Source organism: Pseudomonas sp. GW823-FHT02C05 (assembly GCF_058797595.1).
Genome location: NZ_JBXAJU010000001.1, coordinates 25484 through 39106, shown reverse-complemented (window position 1 = coordinate 39106; position 13623 = coordinate 25484). Strand labels below are relative to the sequence as shown.

The following is a 13623-nucleotide window of genomic DNA, read 5'->3' as shown; positions in this document are numbered from 1 at the left end:
GATTCCCAACAGAGGAACTGACAATGCACCCAGCCATGCAAGCTCGTATCGACGGCATGAACGCCCTGCGCATCCGCGCAAGCGTAGCCACCGCCACTTTTTACGGGATGATCAATAAGCCGGCCCCAGAACGGGCAGTGCGTTACCAGGTCGTGAACAAGGGCGTTGATGCCTATCACGTAATCGAGATCGAGACCGGTCGCGTAAAGGGTTTCCGTTTCAGCTGGAGGGCAGCAATCAATCTGGCCCAGGTGCTGGAAGCACGCGCCGACGGCGCAAAGGTCAACATTGAGGGCTGGGGCAAATGATCGGCCAACCACAACCAAATCCGCGAGACGCGATCGTCAACGAGTTGAATCGCCACCTCGACCAGTTCTTCAGCCGCGGCGGCAGCGCGCAACAGGTCGCCCAGGGCGTCAGCGGGGAAAAGGTCGGGTTCGGCGCAACAGCCCATCATGAGCGCCTGAAGGCCGAGCGTGCACGGCTGGCTCCCGAGGTGCGCAAGCACGCTGAGAATGGGCTTGATCCAGCCCAGATAGGCGCGGCAATGTCCATGCGCGTGCAGCGCGTCTTGATGATCGCTACAGAGAACAACATCGTTATCAGGGGAAGGCCGTGAAGGCGGAGAAGACTGGAGCCGCGAAACACTCAGCGGACTACCGAGCCCGCGAGAAGGCGAAGGCCGAGAAATTGGGGATCGAGGACGTCACCATTACGATGCCGGCGGGCATCAGGAAAGCACTCACAGCTGAGCTCAAGCGCCACGGCTACAAGCAGGTTCAGGAACTGTGGCAGGACATGGCTCTGTCTTGGATCGCCCAGGATACAGAGGAGCGGGCGCGGCGGCTTGAACGACCTGCCGCGCCAGCTTTTTACATCTCCCCGAAACTAGCGCGACAGTTCAATGAATCCATTATGGCCGAACTTAAGCGCGAGCCCGGCGATGAGCAGGTTTTCCCGGATCAGGCGGTGTGATCACCGAGGAATCCACCATCTTCAAAGCGAGCTTTGAAGTTCTCCTTGTTGCATCCGGTCATCTTCCCGCAGTGTCTGCACTGCTGCAGATTTCCGAAGAGCATCGCGCTTTCAAAGCCTGCTCGGTCACCGATCCAAATAGCCGAATCAAACCAGTTTCTACAGTGCTCGCACCGCACCTTGATTTCTGTTGTAGCTGACATTTTTACCCTCCCTGATCCGGCCCCATGCCGGTAACTTCTAATAGCCCATCTAAAACCAAATTGCCACCATGCCGCCCGGCCACGGAGGGCGGCGCATGCATGGAGAAAGCCATGAACGACGAACAACGCCATCAGGAATGGATCGCCAGGCGCAAAGCTGAAGAAGCCAAGCGCCGTGAGCGTGCCGCGGAGTGCCTGAAGGATCACCAGTACACAGTCCTGACCGATACCGACCAGTTGAAGGCCTGGCGCTGCAAAGCCCCTGGAACCAACTGCTACGCCTTCGACATCCTCATGACGCGCTTCGGTATCGCCACTGTCGGCGATATCGACGGCCTGACCTTCAGCGTTGGCCTGTCCTACGGCATCGAGTTCCTAGCTGGTAACGACATCGGCTATTACATCCACTCGAAGCTGGAGCGGAACTGCCAGGAGCGCGAATTCGACGAGCACGCCTTCCGCTCCGCCCTGATGACTGGCGCGTGCAACAGGATATGTGAACACGTCGACGAGGATGAGCGTGGCGAGCTGCCCGAGTGGGTATGCAACGATGGCGGCCGTCACGAAGCCGGCCACTGGAGCGAGCTACGGGAGCTGGTCAAAGCGAAGCTGAAATCGCTTGAGTTTGGTGAGGATGGGTATGACTTCTGGGATGAGCTAAATGATCGTCTTTACGAGGCCGAACACGTCGAATACATCGAACAGGCCAGCCTGCTCATGAGCGAGCACCACGAAGAGCTTGGCCTGGGCTGCGACTACTGGGAAATCAGCATCGACAAACCGCGCGACAGCCTGATCAACCAACTGTATCTGATCAACCACGCCGCCAAGGCGATAATTGCCCAGCAGTCTGAAACGAAAGCCGCCTAACCCTCCGGCGCTACTTTCCAGCTAGCGATTAAGAATCCTTTGCAAGTCGTTTCTCCAGGCCAGTAATTTGGCAGGGTTTGGCTCAGCAAACTCCTGCAAGCGTTCGACCGCAGCTTGACGCCGATCAAGTAATTCATCGGAACATTCAGTAAGTCGAGTAACGCTGAAGGCAATTTCAGAACTTTCTATCAGAGGCTTCATGGCTAATCTCAACTCATCGCGGACAGCCTCAATCTCGTCGCGAGCATCTTTGGCGGCCTGAACATCTCGCTTTATGGTTGCTTTCCACACTGTGACCTCCGTGACGCTTTCCCCCAAGACCAACATCGCAGCCACAAGCAGCCACACAGTCGTCACAGCTATATAAGTATCGACGCCTATCCCACCAGCGAATAACCCAATAGGCAGCCCAGCCACGGTTACCGCCAAAAGTGCAAAACCGCACCGCTTTGCAAGACCCAGCTGTTTGTTCATCTCGACCTCAAAGAAACCAATCCACGCGCGATGGGCGACCCTACCTGCATCCAATGAATCACGCCACCCCGACGAGGGCGGCGCATGCCCGGAGATCACCATGAGCACTTTCGCAGTCTTCGGGATGACAGCCGACGTAGCGCTGGCCGAGGCCAGGAAGATCACCAAGACCACCAGAGCAAGCGGAAAGGCTGGCGCCCCCCCCTGGGGCTGACGCTTGCAGAATGGAATGAGGCCGTGGAAAAGCAGGCCACGGCAATCTTCGACGGCGAGAAGGTAAAACAGCTGAGCCAGCTGTTCGATGCGCCTCAGTACGCGCAGCAGTTCATAGAGCTGGCAAGGAAAGCCGGCCCCTGCCGAGATTTGCGGATCAGGGCAAAGGCCGCGCTTACAGATGCCGAGGGGAAGCCCGTGATCAACCCCAAGACCAAGGCCCCTATGGTCGGCTGGCATCCATCTACCGCGAAAGTCGCATAATTCGGAAATCACCATGACAACAGCAATCGACCTGTTTGCCGGTATGGGCGGATGGAGCACTGGCGCGCGCGCCGCAGGCGTCCAGGTCCTCTGGGCAGCAAACCACTGGCCCGAAGCGGTGAAGTGGCACGCAGCAAACCACGCTGACACTGAGCACGTCTGCCAGGATCTGCATCAGGCCAATTGGGCGGCAGTGCCACGAACTGACATCGGCATAGCCTCACCATGCTGCCAAGGCCACGCGAAAGCCCGCGGCAAGAAAAACGGCAACCCTGAGCATGATGCGTCCAGATCGACAGCATGGGCTGTGCCATCTGCCGCAGAGGTTCTGCAGCAGGATGCCTGGGTAGTCGAGAACGTACCGGAGTTCGTGAACTGGCTGCTGTATCCGAGCTGGGTCGATGCCATGCAGCGACTTGGCTACCAAGTTGCGCCCCACATCGTTGACTGCGCCGACCTTGGTGTACCGCAGCACCGTGTCCGGCTGTTCCTGATCTGTACCAAGAGCAAAGCGCCGATCCAGCTGCAGCTTCAGCAATACGAGCATGTTCCAGCCAGCACCTTCCTCGACTTCGACGCAGGACGCTGGTCGCAGATCGAGAAACCAGGCCGGGCCCAGGCCACTCTCGACCGGGTTCGCAATGGCCGCCAGCGCTTCGGCGATCGCTTTATCATGCCCTACTATGGAAAGGGATCTGGTACCACCGGCCGCGACATCAACCGGCCGATTGGCACAATCACGACGTTAGATCGATGGGCCTTAGTCGACGGTGATCGCATGCGGATGCTCAGCGCCGACGAGGCGCTGGCTGCAATGTCGTTTCCGGCTGACACCCTGCGCCCAGACAAACACCGGCTAACCATGCACATGGCAGGCAACGCGGTACCACCGCTGGCTGGGCAACGAATCATCGAGGCGCTGATGGCCGCGGCCTAATTACAATCAAACCTACTCAAAGACAAAGTAAACTACCCAAAAAACAAAGAGATTATTAAGACCCCTTTAGAGTTTGCATGTACTTTAAGGCGTCTGGAATCGACATAAGCCCCGCAACAATAGCCAGCAGCAACAGACAACTAATCGAAAGAACTACTGTCGTTGTAACACTCTCAAACTTCAATTGAACGGTAGCCACCAACCAAACGACGCAAACCAACTGCAAAACCAAAGACACCGACAAACATTTCGCACTAAAAGCTGGATATGTAACCTGCCCGATGACTATAACAATCAAAACCAAAACTGAAGCCACTATTGGAAAGACCAACCACCTTATCTTCATAGGTGCGGAAATGAAGTCCGAAAGGTTCATTCCATTGTTGGTAATGAGATCATGAATTTCTTGCGGAGACCCTTCTAAGCCCCGAACCTTCATGACTGATGCTTCCTTGCCGTTTCAAGAATTCTTTTAACATCTTCCTTTGCACCGCTATCAGACCAAACCGATTTTTCCTCACCCTTGATAAAAAACATGGAGTTTCCATCGAGAACCATATTAGTCCCGGAGAAAACTACACCTTGCGCATCCCCGAACTGCTTAATACCAAAAACGCGAAGAGCTTCAGACATTTTCGCCACTGTCGGAAGTATTTCATCCTCACTGCCCTTATTTGTGAAGGCTAGCTTAACGATCCCGCCGCCCTCTTTCACCAACACAACAGTGGACCTCAGTGAAATCCCGGGTAATAGGTAATGTGAAAAGTGCCTCCTGAAGTTACTAATGTAAGTTCTGGCTAAATCCTTATCTTTCATACGTCCTCCAAATTCAAGAAGACTTGAATTTTATACATTTCCCTAACAAAAGGTAGTGGGATGAAACAACGAATCTATCTGAGCGGCCCCATGGCCGGCCTGCCCGGCCTCAACTTCGCCGCCTTCCACTCCATGACCACCAACCTGCGGACCGGCGGCCACACCGTCACCAACCCTGCCGAGATCAATCCTGACGCGGCACCTGGAACGACTGCATGCGCCGCGACATTGCCGCCCTGATGAACTGCGACACCGTGGGCACCCTGCCCGGCTGGGAGCATTCAAAAGGTGCCCGCCTAGAACTCCTGATCGCCGTTCGCCTCGGCATGACGGTTGTAAATACCCATGGTCTGATAATCAAGGAAGATACTAAATCACATATCAAGCTTAATACTTTCAAGCGACACTACCCGACTCATTAGCAACTTCAGGTCAGCACTTGGGTAATGATCCAGATCGGTTTGAATGAAGTTAATGACATCTGGAATATCAGCATCCTGCCGCACAAATATGTAGCGTATGTCTGCGGGTGCTACCCTGATCATGCAATGCTCACGCGTAACGTTATTCAGCTCATCTCTTTTTTCTAGTTTGTCAAAAGTCTCACGCAAGGTATGCGAGCGGATCTGCGGCCCCTTTGCTACAAACCTCCATTCCGATTCTTGATAAAAAAGCTTTTCAACAGGTGCATCCTCTACAATCATTTTCCCTGTTGTAGGTTTAGTAAAAGCCAAGAACTCTCGCATTACATCTTTTAACTTGTCTGAGAGCTCAGCATTATCTTTGATTGATGCTAGCTCGTTAAACGACCTGAATGCACTCGTGATGCTGTTACCACCGGACACGTAAAATACAGGATTGAGACCATTCCTCTCTGCCCATTGACGGGTCAAACCTATACCGAAATCCCCATAAAAATTTACGTGATCTGATATTCGGGAAAGCGGGATATCACAAAAACAAACCATAGGATAAGCAACGTAAGTGAATTTCTCATATCCCAACCAAGCAACATCCTCTAGGCAGTAACGCGGCCAAAAGCCGCCCCTCAAAATGTGCTTTAGCGTTTCGACGCTTTTTGTAAAGTGGAAAAGCGCGTTCGATTTCGGACTCATACATTCCCTCTCTCATGGCAGACATATAGTCACAGTGTATGTCGTACCGTGGAAACTAAGCCAGTGCCCCCTCCCCCTTCAAATCAGCCGCTATAGCGGACAAGGACGAAGTCATGCCTGAAGAAAAAATTGTGTTCATCAACGGCGCGCCAGCGAAGTGCGGCTGCAAAATGAATTTCAGCTCCGGCGGTGGCGAATATTCCGACGTGCTTTACGTGATGCCCTGCGCGACGCACAGCCCCAATCGCTTCGGCCCCGTGGAGGTCCAGCGCGACAAGGATGGCTGGTGGTATCACCCAAATATTCCGAGCTTTGGCGGAACTGAAGACCCCGCCCAATACAAGGCATGGGCAGCTGAACAGGGGCTGGAACTGAAGACCTGGGACATGGATTCGGACCTGGCTGAGCATCCCTACTACGACGGCGCCGCCCACTGCAATGGATGGAATCCCCAGTCGCCAGGGCCGGAGTGGTTCCTCATGGGTATCTTCGATACTGAGGATGGTCCCCATGTGCAGTGGGCGCACCGGGAGGTGATGCCATGATCCTCCCCGCCCTGCTCTACCTCGCATGGAACATCTACACGGGGCCAAGACCATGAATAGGTTCTTTCGCAGAAAGGCCGAGGCCTGGTTGATCAGGCTGGCTGCATGGATCTTGATCGGTCGCAACGTTGCCCGCTGCAAGGTCGTATCCCGCCGCGACAACAACGACATGTGGGGAATGGCTGAGAGCCTGGAAGGGATCGCCGACCGCATCAGCAGTGGCTACAAGAACTGAAGAGTCCGCCCGGCCCGGGATCAGCCGCTTTCTTCCATGAAGGCAAGGACATAGACCGGGCGAACCCAGAGACAGTGCCACGGCGCAACGCCAAGGCCAATCAGCACCATCTGAAACACCCCACTCAACAATCGGAGCCTGCCGGAGATGGCGGGCGAGGAAGCCCTATGCCCGAAATCAAATGCGAATACGGCCACACGCAGAGCGTCGGAACCGATGCCTGGGTCGCCACCCTCACGCTGGACCAAATGCGCTACGCCCGCGACCAGATGGCCGAGAAGATCAAGGCGGCCGAAACCCAGCCGAAGCGCTGCGTTTGGCGTGTCTGTCGAGGCGACCTCGCGGAGGGGAACTACCGCGAGGAAGACTTCGAGAAGGCAGCCGATCACCTGATGCGCATCTTCAAGAAGCGCTTCATCGAAGAGGCGAAGGATTTTATCGATCACCACTACGGCACGCTGCGATTCGAGCGAGAGATACCGCACCTATCGGTCGAACTGGTAAGCCAATTCGAATACGACACTGAATGGTTTCCCGCCAAGCCTTAACCACCCTCTGCCGCCACGCGCGGCGTGGAGAACCCCATGAAAAAAGAGCTGATCAAGATCAGTGAGTTCCAGCGGCGACGTTGGGGCGAAAACGGCACGCCACCGTGCCCTCAGGCAATCCGCAACTACATCCGTAACGGAAAAGTGCCAGGCGAGCAGATCGGGAAACTCTGGTACGTTGATTGGACAGCGTTCAGCAAGTCGGCAGGAAACGACCTTGTCGCAATGGTTCTGAAAGGAGCAGCATGATGGTCCCAAGGCCGCGCAACAAAGCGAACAAGAACCTGCCGCAGAACCTGTACTTCGATTCCCGGCGTTCAAGCTATCGCTACCGGCGGCCCACCGACGGTAAGTGGTTTCAATTCGGCACCGACCGAATCAAGGCGATCGATGCCGCGAAGCAGTTGAACCTGGAGTTCTTGCGCGGCGCCGATCTGGTGGGGGCGGTAATGGGCAACGCCTCCGAATCTTTCGCCGACTTCCTCGATATCTATGAGCGCGATGTCCTGCCGCCGCGCGAGCTAGCCAAGGGCACCTTGGGCCTTTACGCCGTCCACTTTCGCCGCTTTCGAAAGCACTTCGAAGGCCAGGCCCTCGACCAGATCACCATCCGTATGATCGCGGAGATGTTAGACGCACTCACGCCTCGGACTGCAAACCAGTGCCGCGCACTGCTGATCGACGTCTTCAATCACGCAGCTGCCAAGGGACTGTGTCCGGACAACCCAGCAGCCAGCACCATCAACCGAATCGAGAAAAAGCAACGCAAGCGACACACCGTCGAGGGCCTAAAAGCCATCCGGGAGAAGTCGCCCGCCTGGCTGCAGAACGCAATCGACCTAGCCTTGATCACGGCGCAGCGCCGCACAGACATCCTCAACATGCGATTCGATGGGGTTCGGGAAGGTTTTCTGTATGTGGTGCAGCAGAAGACGGCCAAGGCCAGTGATGCGGCATGGATCCGGTTCAAGGTGACCGAAGAACTACAGACAGTGATCAGTCGGTGCCGGGATGACATCGTCTCGCCTTACCTGATCCATCGCCGGCCTGACCGCAAAAAGCAGAAGCAGGCGCAGACGAAGGACCACTGGACGCAGGTCGAAGAACGATATTTGACGCGGGCCTTCAAAGAGGCGCGGGAAACGGCGGGTTGTTACAAAGGATGGAGGGAGGAGGAAATGCCAGGCTTCCACGAAGTGCGAGCGCTATCGCTCCACCTGTATCAGAAAGCCGGTAAAGATGGTCAAAAGATCGCCGGCCACGCCAGCGAAACCATGACCAAAAACTACCAGAAGGATCATGCTGAAATCGTCTGGTCAGAGGCAACTCCCGACCTGAATATCAGCGAAATCACGGGGTAGTTTTGCGCCAGTTTTGCGCGGGTTTTGCGCAGACACAAAAAAGCCGATCAGAAGATCGGCTTAAGTGTCTGATTTTACTCAGGAATATGGTCGGGACGGAGTGATTCGAACACTCGACCCCTAGCACCCCATGCTAGTGCGCTACCGGACTGCGCTACGCCCCGACTAGGCGTGAAACCTGTTTCACTTCTCAGGAAACGTTGAGGAATATACCGCAAGCTTTTGAAAAGTGGAAGTATTTAAAACAGAGAATTACTTTTTTAGCACCACAAGCACATCTTCCAGCTCAGAGATCATCTGACGGATCAGTTGCTTGTACTGGGTCGTATCGTCTTTGGCCTCATCACCGGATAGACGCAGACGCGCCCCGCCGATGGTGAACCCCTGGTCATAAAGCAACGCGCGGATCTGCCGGATCATCAGCACATCCTGGCGCTGATAATACCGGCGATTTCCGCGGCGCTTGACGGGGTTGAGTTGAGGAAACTCCTGCTCCCAATAACGCAGCACATGCGGCTTGACCGCACAGAGCTCACTGACCTCACCAATGGTGAAGTAGCGCTTGCCCGGAATGACCGGGAGCTCGTCGTTATGACTTGGTTCCAGCATAAGCCTCAACTCGGGCCTTCAACTTCTGCCCTGGACGAAAGGTGACCACACGGCGCGCCGTGATCGGGATTTCTTCACCCGTTTTCGGGTTGCGGCCAGGACGCTGGCGTTTATCCCGAAGGTCGAAGTTACCGAAACCGGACAATTTGACCTGTTCGTTGTCTTCGAGAGCGTGCCTGATTTCTTCAAAGAATAGCTCGACCAATTCCTTGGCCTCGCGTTTATTCAGGCCTAGCTCTTCGTAGAGACGTTCGGCCATTTCAGCTTTCGTCAGAGCCCCCATACGTCACTTCCTTAACGTGGCGTTCAACCTTTGTTCGAGCGAGGTGAGGATATTTTGCGTCGTAGAGTTCACCTCATCGTCGTTAAGAGTGCGCGATGGATGCTGCCAGGTCAAGCCGACGGCAAGGCTTTTTCTATGCGGATCAATACCTTTACCCTGATAGACGTCAAACAGCCTGAGGTCTGTCAGCCACTCACCTGCATTTTCACGGATTACGTCCAGAACGGCGCTGGCCGCCACGTCACGATCCGCCAGCAATGCCAGGTCGCGACGTACTTCCGGGAAGCGCGACAGCTCATGGAACTTCGGCAAACGCCCTTGAGCCACTTCACTCAGGACCAGTTCAAACACATAGACAGGGCGGTCCAGGCCGAGATTCTTCGCCAGCTCTGGGTGAATGGCCCCCAGGAAACCGACTTCACGACCATCACGCTCGATGCGAGCCGTCTGACCAGGATGAAGCGCTGGATGCTTGCCCGGCACAAAGGTGAATGCATCAAGAGCACCGGCAAAACCCAGTACCGCTTCGACATCCGCCTTGACGTCGAAGAAGTCCACGCCATCGCGACCTTGCGCCCAGCCTTCAGGCAGGCGGCTGCCACATACAACACCTGCCAGCATCGGCTGCTGCTTCAAACCTTCCAGCTGACCAACAAAACGCAGGCCGCTTTCAAACATGCGGACACGATCCTGCTGACGGTTCAGGTTGTGCTGAAGCGCCTTGACCAGGCCCGGCCACAGAGAGGAACGCATGGCTGCCATGTCGGCCGAAATCGGATTGGCCAGCAACAGCGGTTCGACGCCTGGGTTGAACAGTTCAAACAGCTTCGGATCGATGAAGCTGTAGGTGATCGCTTCCTGATAGCCACGAGCAACCAGCAAACGACGCAGAGCAGGCAGGTCACCCTCGGCCTCGGCCTTGGCCTGAGGCGCCAGACGAGCCTGCGGATAGCGAACCGGAAGACGGTTGTAACCATAAAGACGTGCCAGCTCTTCGATCAGGTCAACCTCAAGACTGATATCGAAGCGATGGCTCGGCACCTCAATACGCCACTGCCCTGCCCCATCGGCAGTTACAGTCAGGCCCAGGGCGGTGAGCAAACGCTCTACCTCGAGGCCGTCGATTTCCATGCCCAGCATCTGAGTGATGCGTTCAGCGCGCAAGGTGACAGGCGCAACGGATGGCAGATGCTGCTCGCTGAGCGTTTCAATGATCGGCCCCGCGTCTCCACCCGTGATTTCCAGCAGCAAGCCAGTAGCCCGCTCCATGGCTTCGCGAGCAAGCTGCCAGTCCACACCACGCTCATAGCGATGGGAAGCATCGGTATGCAGGCCATAGGAGCGTGCCTTGCCAGCAACCGCGATCTGGTCAAAGAAGGCACTTTCCAGAAATACGTCACGGGTATTGGCGGTGACACCACTGTGCTCCCCCCCCATCACGCCGGCAATCGCCAGGGCTCGGGTATGGTCGGCAATCACCAGGGTATCGCTGCGCAGGGTCACTTCCTGACCGTCGAGCAATACCAGCTTCTCGCCCTCTTCAGCCATTCGTACACGGATGCCGCCATTGATCTCGGCGAGATCGAAGGCATGCAGCGGCTGGCCCAGTTCGAGCATCACGTAGTTGGTGATGTCCACTGCAGCATCGATACTGCGCACATCGGCGCGACGCAGGCGCTCGACCATCCACAGCGGAGTAGGCTTGGACAGGTCGACATTGCGGACGACACGCCCCAAGTAACGTGGGCAGGCAGCCGGAGCCAGCACTTCCACTGGACGCACTTCGTCATGCGCCGCAGGAATCGCCGGCACTTCCGGACGCTGCACCTTGGCCGCGTACAAGGCACCCACTTCACGGGCCATGCCGGCCAGGGACAGGCAGTCGCCGCGGTTAGGGGTCAGGTCGACCTCGATGCTGGCATCGTCCAGGCTCAGGTAGGTGCGAACGTCCTCACCCACCGGCGCATCGACCGGCAACTCCATGAGGCCGTCATTGCCCTCACCGATTTGCAACTCAGCCTGGGAGCACAGCATGCCATTGGATTCCACACCACGCAGCTTGGCCTTCTTGATCTTGAAGTCTCCCGGCAACTGGGCACCGATCATGGCGAACGGGACCTTCAGGCCCGGGCGCACGTTCGGCGCGCCGCATACAACCTGGAAGGTCTCCGAGCCATTGCTGACCTGGCAAACGCGCAGCTTGTCGGCATCCGGGTGCTGCTCGGTGCTCAACACCTCGCCCACTACCACGCCACTGAAATCACCGGCGGCCGGCGTTACGCTGTCGACCTCAAGACCGGCCATCGATAGACGGGCTACCAGCTCGTCACGACTTACCTGCGGGCTAACCCAGCCGCGCAGCCATTGTTCACTGAATTTCATCCTGCTCTCCTAATAGATTCGTTACGGACGCGCGACTAGCGAAATTGCGCAAGGAACCGCAAGTCGTTGTCGAAGAACAGGCGCAAGTCATTGACACCGTAACGCAGCATGGCCAGACGCTCGGCGCCCATGCCGAAAGCAAAGCCCTGGAACTCTTCCGGATCGATCCCGGACATACGCAGCACGTTCGGATGAACCATGCCGCATCCCATGACTTCCAGCCAGCCAGTCTGCTTGCAGACCCGGCAGCCTTTACCGCTGCACATCACGCATTCCATATCGACTTCGGCGGAAGGCTCGGTGAACGGGAAGTACGAAGGACGGAAACGCACCGCCAGTTCCTTCTCGAAGAACACCCGCAGGAACTCTTCGATCGTGCCCTTCAGGTCGGCGAAATTGATGTCACGATCGACCAGCAGGCCTTCGACCTGGTGAAACATCGGCGAGTGAGTGATATCGGAGTCGCTACGGTACACACGGCCTGGGCAGACAATGCGAATCGGCGGCTGCTGCGACTCCATGGTGCGGACCTGTACCGGTGAGGTATGGGTGCGCAACAACATGTTCGCGTTGAAATAGAAGGTGTCGTGCATCGACCGGGCCGGGTGGTGGCCTGGGATGTTGAGCGCTTCAAAGTTGTGATAGTCGTCTTCAACCTCAGGGCCTTCGGCGATGCCGTAGCCAATATGAGTGAAGAACTGTTCGATACGCTCCAGGGTCCGCGTAATCGGGTGCAGACCGCCCGAGGTCTGGCCACGGCCCGGCAGAGTGACGTCAATGCACTCGGCGGCGAGCTTGGCGCTGAGTTCCGCCTCCTCGAAAGCCGCTTTGCGAGCATTGAGAACCTCTGTTACACGCTCCTTGGCAACGTTGATCAGCGCACCGACTTGCGGACGCTCTTCGGCAGGCAGGTTGCCCAGGGTCTTCATCACCTGAGTCAGCTCGCCCTTCTTGCCAAGGAAGTGAACCCGGATCTGTTCCAGGGCATTGATGTCTTCAGCGTGTTGCACGGCCTCAAGTGCTTGAGAAACCAGCGCATCCAGGTTTTCCATGTACAGACTCCAGATACAAAATAGGGGAAGAGCTTGAAGGCTCTTCCCCTATTTATGACGTTTAACATCTAGGCTCACGAAAGGTGAGCCCGGATGACTGTCGGGGGTACTTAAGCCAAGGTGGCTTTAGCTTTCTCGACAATCGCAGCAAACGCCGCTTTTTCGTTCACTGCCAGATCAGCCAGAACCTTACGGTCGATCTCGATGGACGCCTTTTTCAGGCCAGCGATCAGACGGCTGTACGACAGGCCGTTATTACGAGCACCAGCGTTGATACGAGCAATCCACAGAGCGCGGAACTGACGTTTTTTCTGACGACGGTCACGGTAGGCGTATTGGCCTGCCTTGATTACCGCTTGCTTGGCAACACGGAATACGCGCGAGCGAGCGCCGTAGTAGCCTTTAGCAAGTTTCAGAATTTTTTTGTGACGTTTACGGGCAATGACGCCACGCTTTACACGAGCCATGAGTTACTTCCTCTATTCTTGATCCAAAAATTAACGAAGGCGCAGCATGCGCTCGACTTTTGCCACGTCAGACGGATGCAGCAAGCTGCTACCGCGCAGTTGACGCTTACGCTTGGTCGACATTTTGGTCAGGATGTGGCTCTTGAAAGCGTGCTTGTGCTTGATACCGTTAGCAGTTTTCAGAAACCGCTTAGCAGCACCACTTTTGGTTTTCATCTTTGGCATGTTCGGATACTCCGCATTCAGTTGATAAACATAATCAGAAGGCCTGCCG

The 13623-nt window shown here is 56.1% G+C and carries 23 protein-coding genes and 1 tRNA gene; 14 read left to right on the top strand and 10 right to left on the bottom strand.

What is annotated here, in order from left to right; all coding sequences use genetic code 11:
- Positions 1–35 precede the first annotated feature (35 nt).
- The 5 genes from AC1RGE_RS00275 (at position 36) to AC1RGE_RS00255 (ending at position 2048) form a co-directional block, all read left to right on the top strand.
- Positions 36–308, top strand: coding sequence for a hypothetical protein (locus AC1RGE_RS00275; RefSeq protein WP_492582922.1), 273 nt, complete (start codon positions 36–38; stop codon positions 306–308).
- Entirely contained in the window at positions 305–619 is a 315-nt protein-coding gene (locus AC1RGE_RS00270; protein ID WP_492582921.1) for a hypothetical protein, read from the top strand. Before AC1RGE_RS00275 ends, AC1RGE_RS00270 begins: the two co-directional genes overlap by 4 nt.
- Positions 616–975: a hypothetical protein gene (locus AC1RGE_RS00265; protein WP_492582920.1), complete on the top strand. Its 360-nt coding sequence runs from the start codon at positions 616–618 to the stop codon at positions 973–975. Before AC1RGE_RS00270 ends, AC1RGE_RS00265 begins: the two co-directional genes overlap by 4 nt.
- On the top strand, positions 972–1175 hold the full coding sequence (locus AC1RGE_RS00260; RefSeq protein WP_492582919.1) for a hypothetical protein: 204 nt from the start codon (positions 972–974) through the stop codon (positions 1173–1175). The genes AC1RGE_RS00265 and AC1RGE_RS00260 overlap by 4 nt, the downstream gene beginning before the upstream one ends.
- A 114-nt stretch (positions 1176–1289) precedes the next feature.
- The gene (locus AC1RGE_RS00255) at positions 1290–2048 is read left to right on the top strand and encodes a hypothetical protein (protein WP_492582918.1); all 759 of its coding nucleotides are present in this window, start codon (positions 1290–1292) and stop codon (positions 2046–2048) included.
- A 21-nt stretch (positions 2049–2069) separates the two neighbouring features.
- Here AC1RGE_RS00255 and AC1RGE_RS00250 read toward each other — a convergent pair whose 3' ends face one another.
- The gene (locus AC1RGE_RS00250; RefSeq protein WP_492582917.1) at positions 2070–2687 is read right to left on the bottom strand and encodes a hypothetical protein; all 618 of its coding nucleotides are present in this window, start codon (positions 2685–2687) and stop codon (positions 2070–2072) included.
- Positions 2688–2759: 72 nt separating this feature from the next.
- Between AC1RGE_RS00250 and AC1RGE_RS00245 the strand changes: the two genes are divergently transcribed.
- Together AC1RGE_RS00245 and AC1RGE_RS00240 are read left to right on the top strand one after the other, a co-directional pair.
- Positions 2760–2999, top strand: a complete 240-nt coding sequence (locus AC1RGE_RS00245) for a hypothetical protein (RefSeq protein WP_492582916.1) — start codon at positions 2760–2762, stop codon at positions 2997–2999.
- A 13-nt stretch (positions 3000–3012) separates the two neighbouring features.
- On the top strand, positions 3013–3936 hold the full coding sequence (locus tag AC1RGE_RS00240) for a DNA cytosine methyltransferase (RefSeq protein ID WP_492582915.1): 924 nt from the start codon (positions 3013–3015) through the stop codon (positions 3934–3936).
- A gap of 435 nt (positions 3937–4371) precedes the next feature.
- Here the strand turns inward: AC1RGE_RS00240 and AC1RGE_RS00235 are convergent, their stop codons facing one another.
- Complete coding sequence (locus AC1RGE_RS00235) at positions 4372–4752, bottom strand: hypothetical protein (protein ID WP_492582914.1); 381 nt, start codon at positions 4750–4752, stop codon at positions 4372–4374.
- A gap of 60 nt (positions 4753–4812) precedes the next feature.
- Here AC1RGE_RS00235 and AC1RGE_RS00230 point away from each other — a divergent pair, with 60 nt between their 5' ends.
- Together AC1RGE_RS00230 and AC1RGE_RS00225 are read left to right on the top strand one after the other, a co-directional pair.
- A complete protein-coding gene (locus tag AC1RGE_RS00230; protein WP_492582913.1) occupies positions 4813–4992 on the top strand; it encodes a DUF4406 domain-containing protein in 180 nt (59 codons plus the stop codon).
- Positions 4968–5174 carry a DUF4406 domain-containing protein gene (locus AC1RGE_RS00225; protein ID WP_492582912.1) on the top strand — a complete coding sequence of 69 codons (207 nt, stop codon included), beginning with the start codon at positions 4968–4970 and terminating at the stop codon, positions 5172–5174. Before AC1RGE_RS00230 ends, AC1RGE_RS00225 begins: the two co-directional genes overlap by 25 nt.
- Here AC1RGE_RS00225 and AC1RGE_RS00220 read toward each other — a convergent pair.
- Entirely contained in the window at positions 5127–5867 is a 741-nt protein-coding gene (locus AC1RGE_RS00220) for an abortive infection system antitoxin AbiGi family protein (protein ID WP_492582911.1), read from the bottom strand. The two genes, AC1RGE_RS00225 and AC1RGE_RS00220, sit on opposite strands and share 48 nt — an antisense overlap.
- A gap of 113 nt (positions 5868–5980) precedes the next feature.
- Between AC1RGE_RS00220 and AC1RGE_RS00215 the strand changes: the two genes are divergently transcribed.
- From AC1RGE_RS00215 to AC1RGE_RS00195, 5 genes are all read left to right on the top strand, one after another.
- Positions 5981–6412 (top strand): hypothetical protein, encoded by a 432-nt coding sequence (locus tag AC1RGE_RS00215; protein ID WP_492582910.1) that lies wholly within the window; start codon positions 5981–5983, stop codon positions 6410–6412.
- A 52-nt stretch (positions 6413–6464) separates the two neighbouring features.
- Entirely contained in the window at positions 6465–6647 is a 183-nt protein-coding gene (locus AC1RGE_RS00210) for a hypothetical protein (RefSeq protein ID WP_246881513.1), read from the top strand.
- A gap of 167 nt (positions 6648–6814) precedes the next feature.
- A complete protein-coding gene (locus AC1RGE_RS00205; RefSeq protein WP_492582909.1) occupies positions 6815–7195 on the top strand; it encodes a hypothetical protein in 381 nt (126 codons plus the stop codon).
- A 36-nt stretch (positions 7196–7231) separates the two neighbouring features.
- Complete coding sequence (locus AC1RGE_RS00200) at positions 7232–7444, top strand: hypothetical protein (protein WP_086793184.1); 213 nt, start codon at positions 7232–7234, stop codon at positions 7442–7444.
- Positions 7444–8556, top strand: a complete 1113-nt coding sequence (locus AC1RGE_RS00195; protein ID WP_492584224.1) for a tyrosine-type recombinase/integrase — start codon at positions 7444–7446, stop codon at positions 8554–8556. Before AC1RGE_RS00200 ends, AC1RGE_RS00195 begins: the two co-directional genes overlap by 1 nt.
- Positions 8557–8643: 87 nt before the next feature.
- Here the strand turns inward: AC1RGE_RS00195 and AC1RGE_RS00190 are convergent.
- The 7 genes from AC1RGE_RS00190 to rpmI form a co-directional block, all read right to left on the bottom strand.
- A tRNA-Pro gene (locus AC1RGE_RS00190) sits at positions 8644–8720 on the bottom strand.
- Positions 8721–8808: 88 nt separating this feature from the next.
- Entirely contained in the window at positions 8809–9165 is a 357-nt protein-coding gene (locus AC1RGE_RS00185; protein ID WP_007920509.1) for a MerR family transcriptional regulator, read from the bottom strand.
- Positions 9146–9448 carry an integration host factor subunit alpha gene (gene ihfA / locus AC1RGE_RS00180; RefSeq protein WP_002553164.1) on the bottom strand — a complete coding sequence of 101 codons (303 nt, stop codon included), beginning with the start codon at positions 9446–9448 and terminating at the stop codon, positions 9146–9148. Before ihfA ends, AC1RGE_RS00185 begins: the two co-directional genes overlap by 20 nt.
- Before the next feature lie 3 nt (positions 9449–9451).
- Complete coding sequence (gene pheT, locus AC1RGE_RS00175) at positions 9452–11830, bottom strand: phenylalanine--tRNA ligase subunit beta (protein WP_065363489.1); 2379 nt, start codon at positions 11828–11830, stop codon at positions 9452–9454.
- A gap of 35 nt (positions 11831–11865) precedes the next feature.
- On the bottom strand, positions 11866–12882 hold the full coding sequence (pheS, locus tag AC1RGE_RS00170) for a phenylalanine--tRNA ligase subunit alpha (protein ID WP_011060419.1): 1017 nt from the start codon (positions 12880–12882) through the stop codon (positions 11866–11868).
- 110 nt (positions 12883–12992) lie between these two features.
- The gene (rplT, locus tag AC1RGE_RS00165) at positions 12993–13349 is read right to left on the bottom strand and encodes a 50S ribosomal protein L20 (protein WP_011060418.1); all 357 of its coding nucleotides are present in this window, start codon (positions 13347–13349) and stop codon (positions 12993–12995) included.
- Between the two features lie 30 nt (positions 13350–13379).
- Positions 13380–13574 carry a 50S ribosomal protein L35 gene (gene rpmI / locus AC1RGE_RS00160; protein ID WP_002553160.1) on the bottom strand — a complete coding sequence of 65 codons (195 nt, stop codon included), beginning with the start codon at positions 13572–13574 and terminating at the stop codon, positions 13380–13382.
- Positions 13575–13623: the final 49 nt, after the last annotated feature.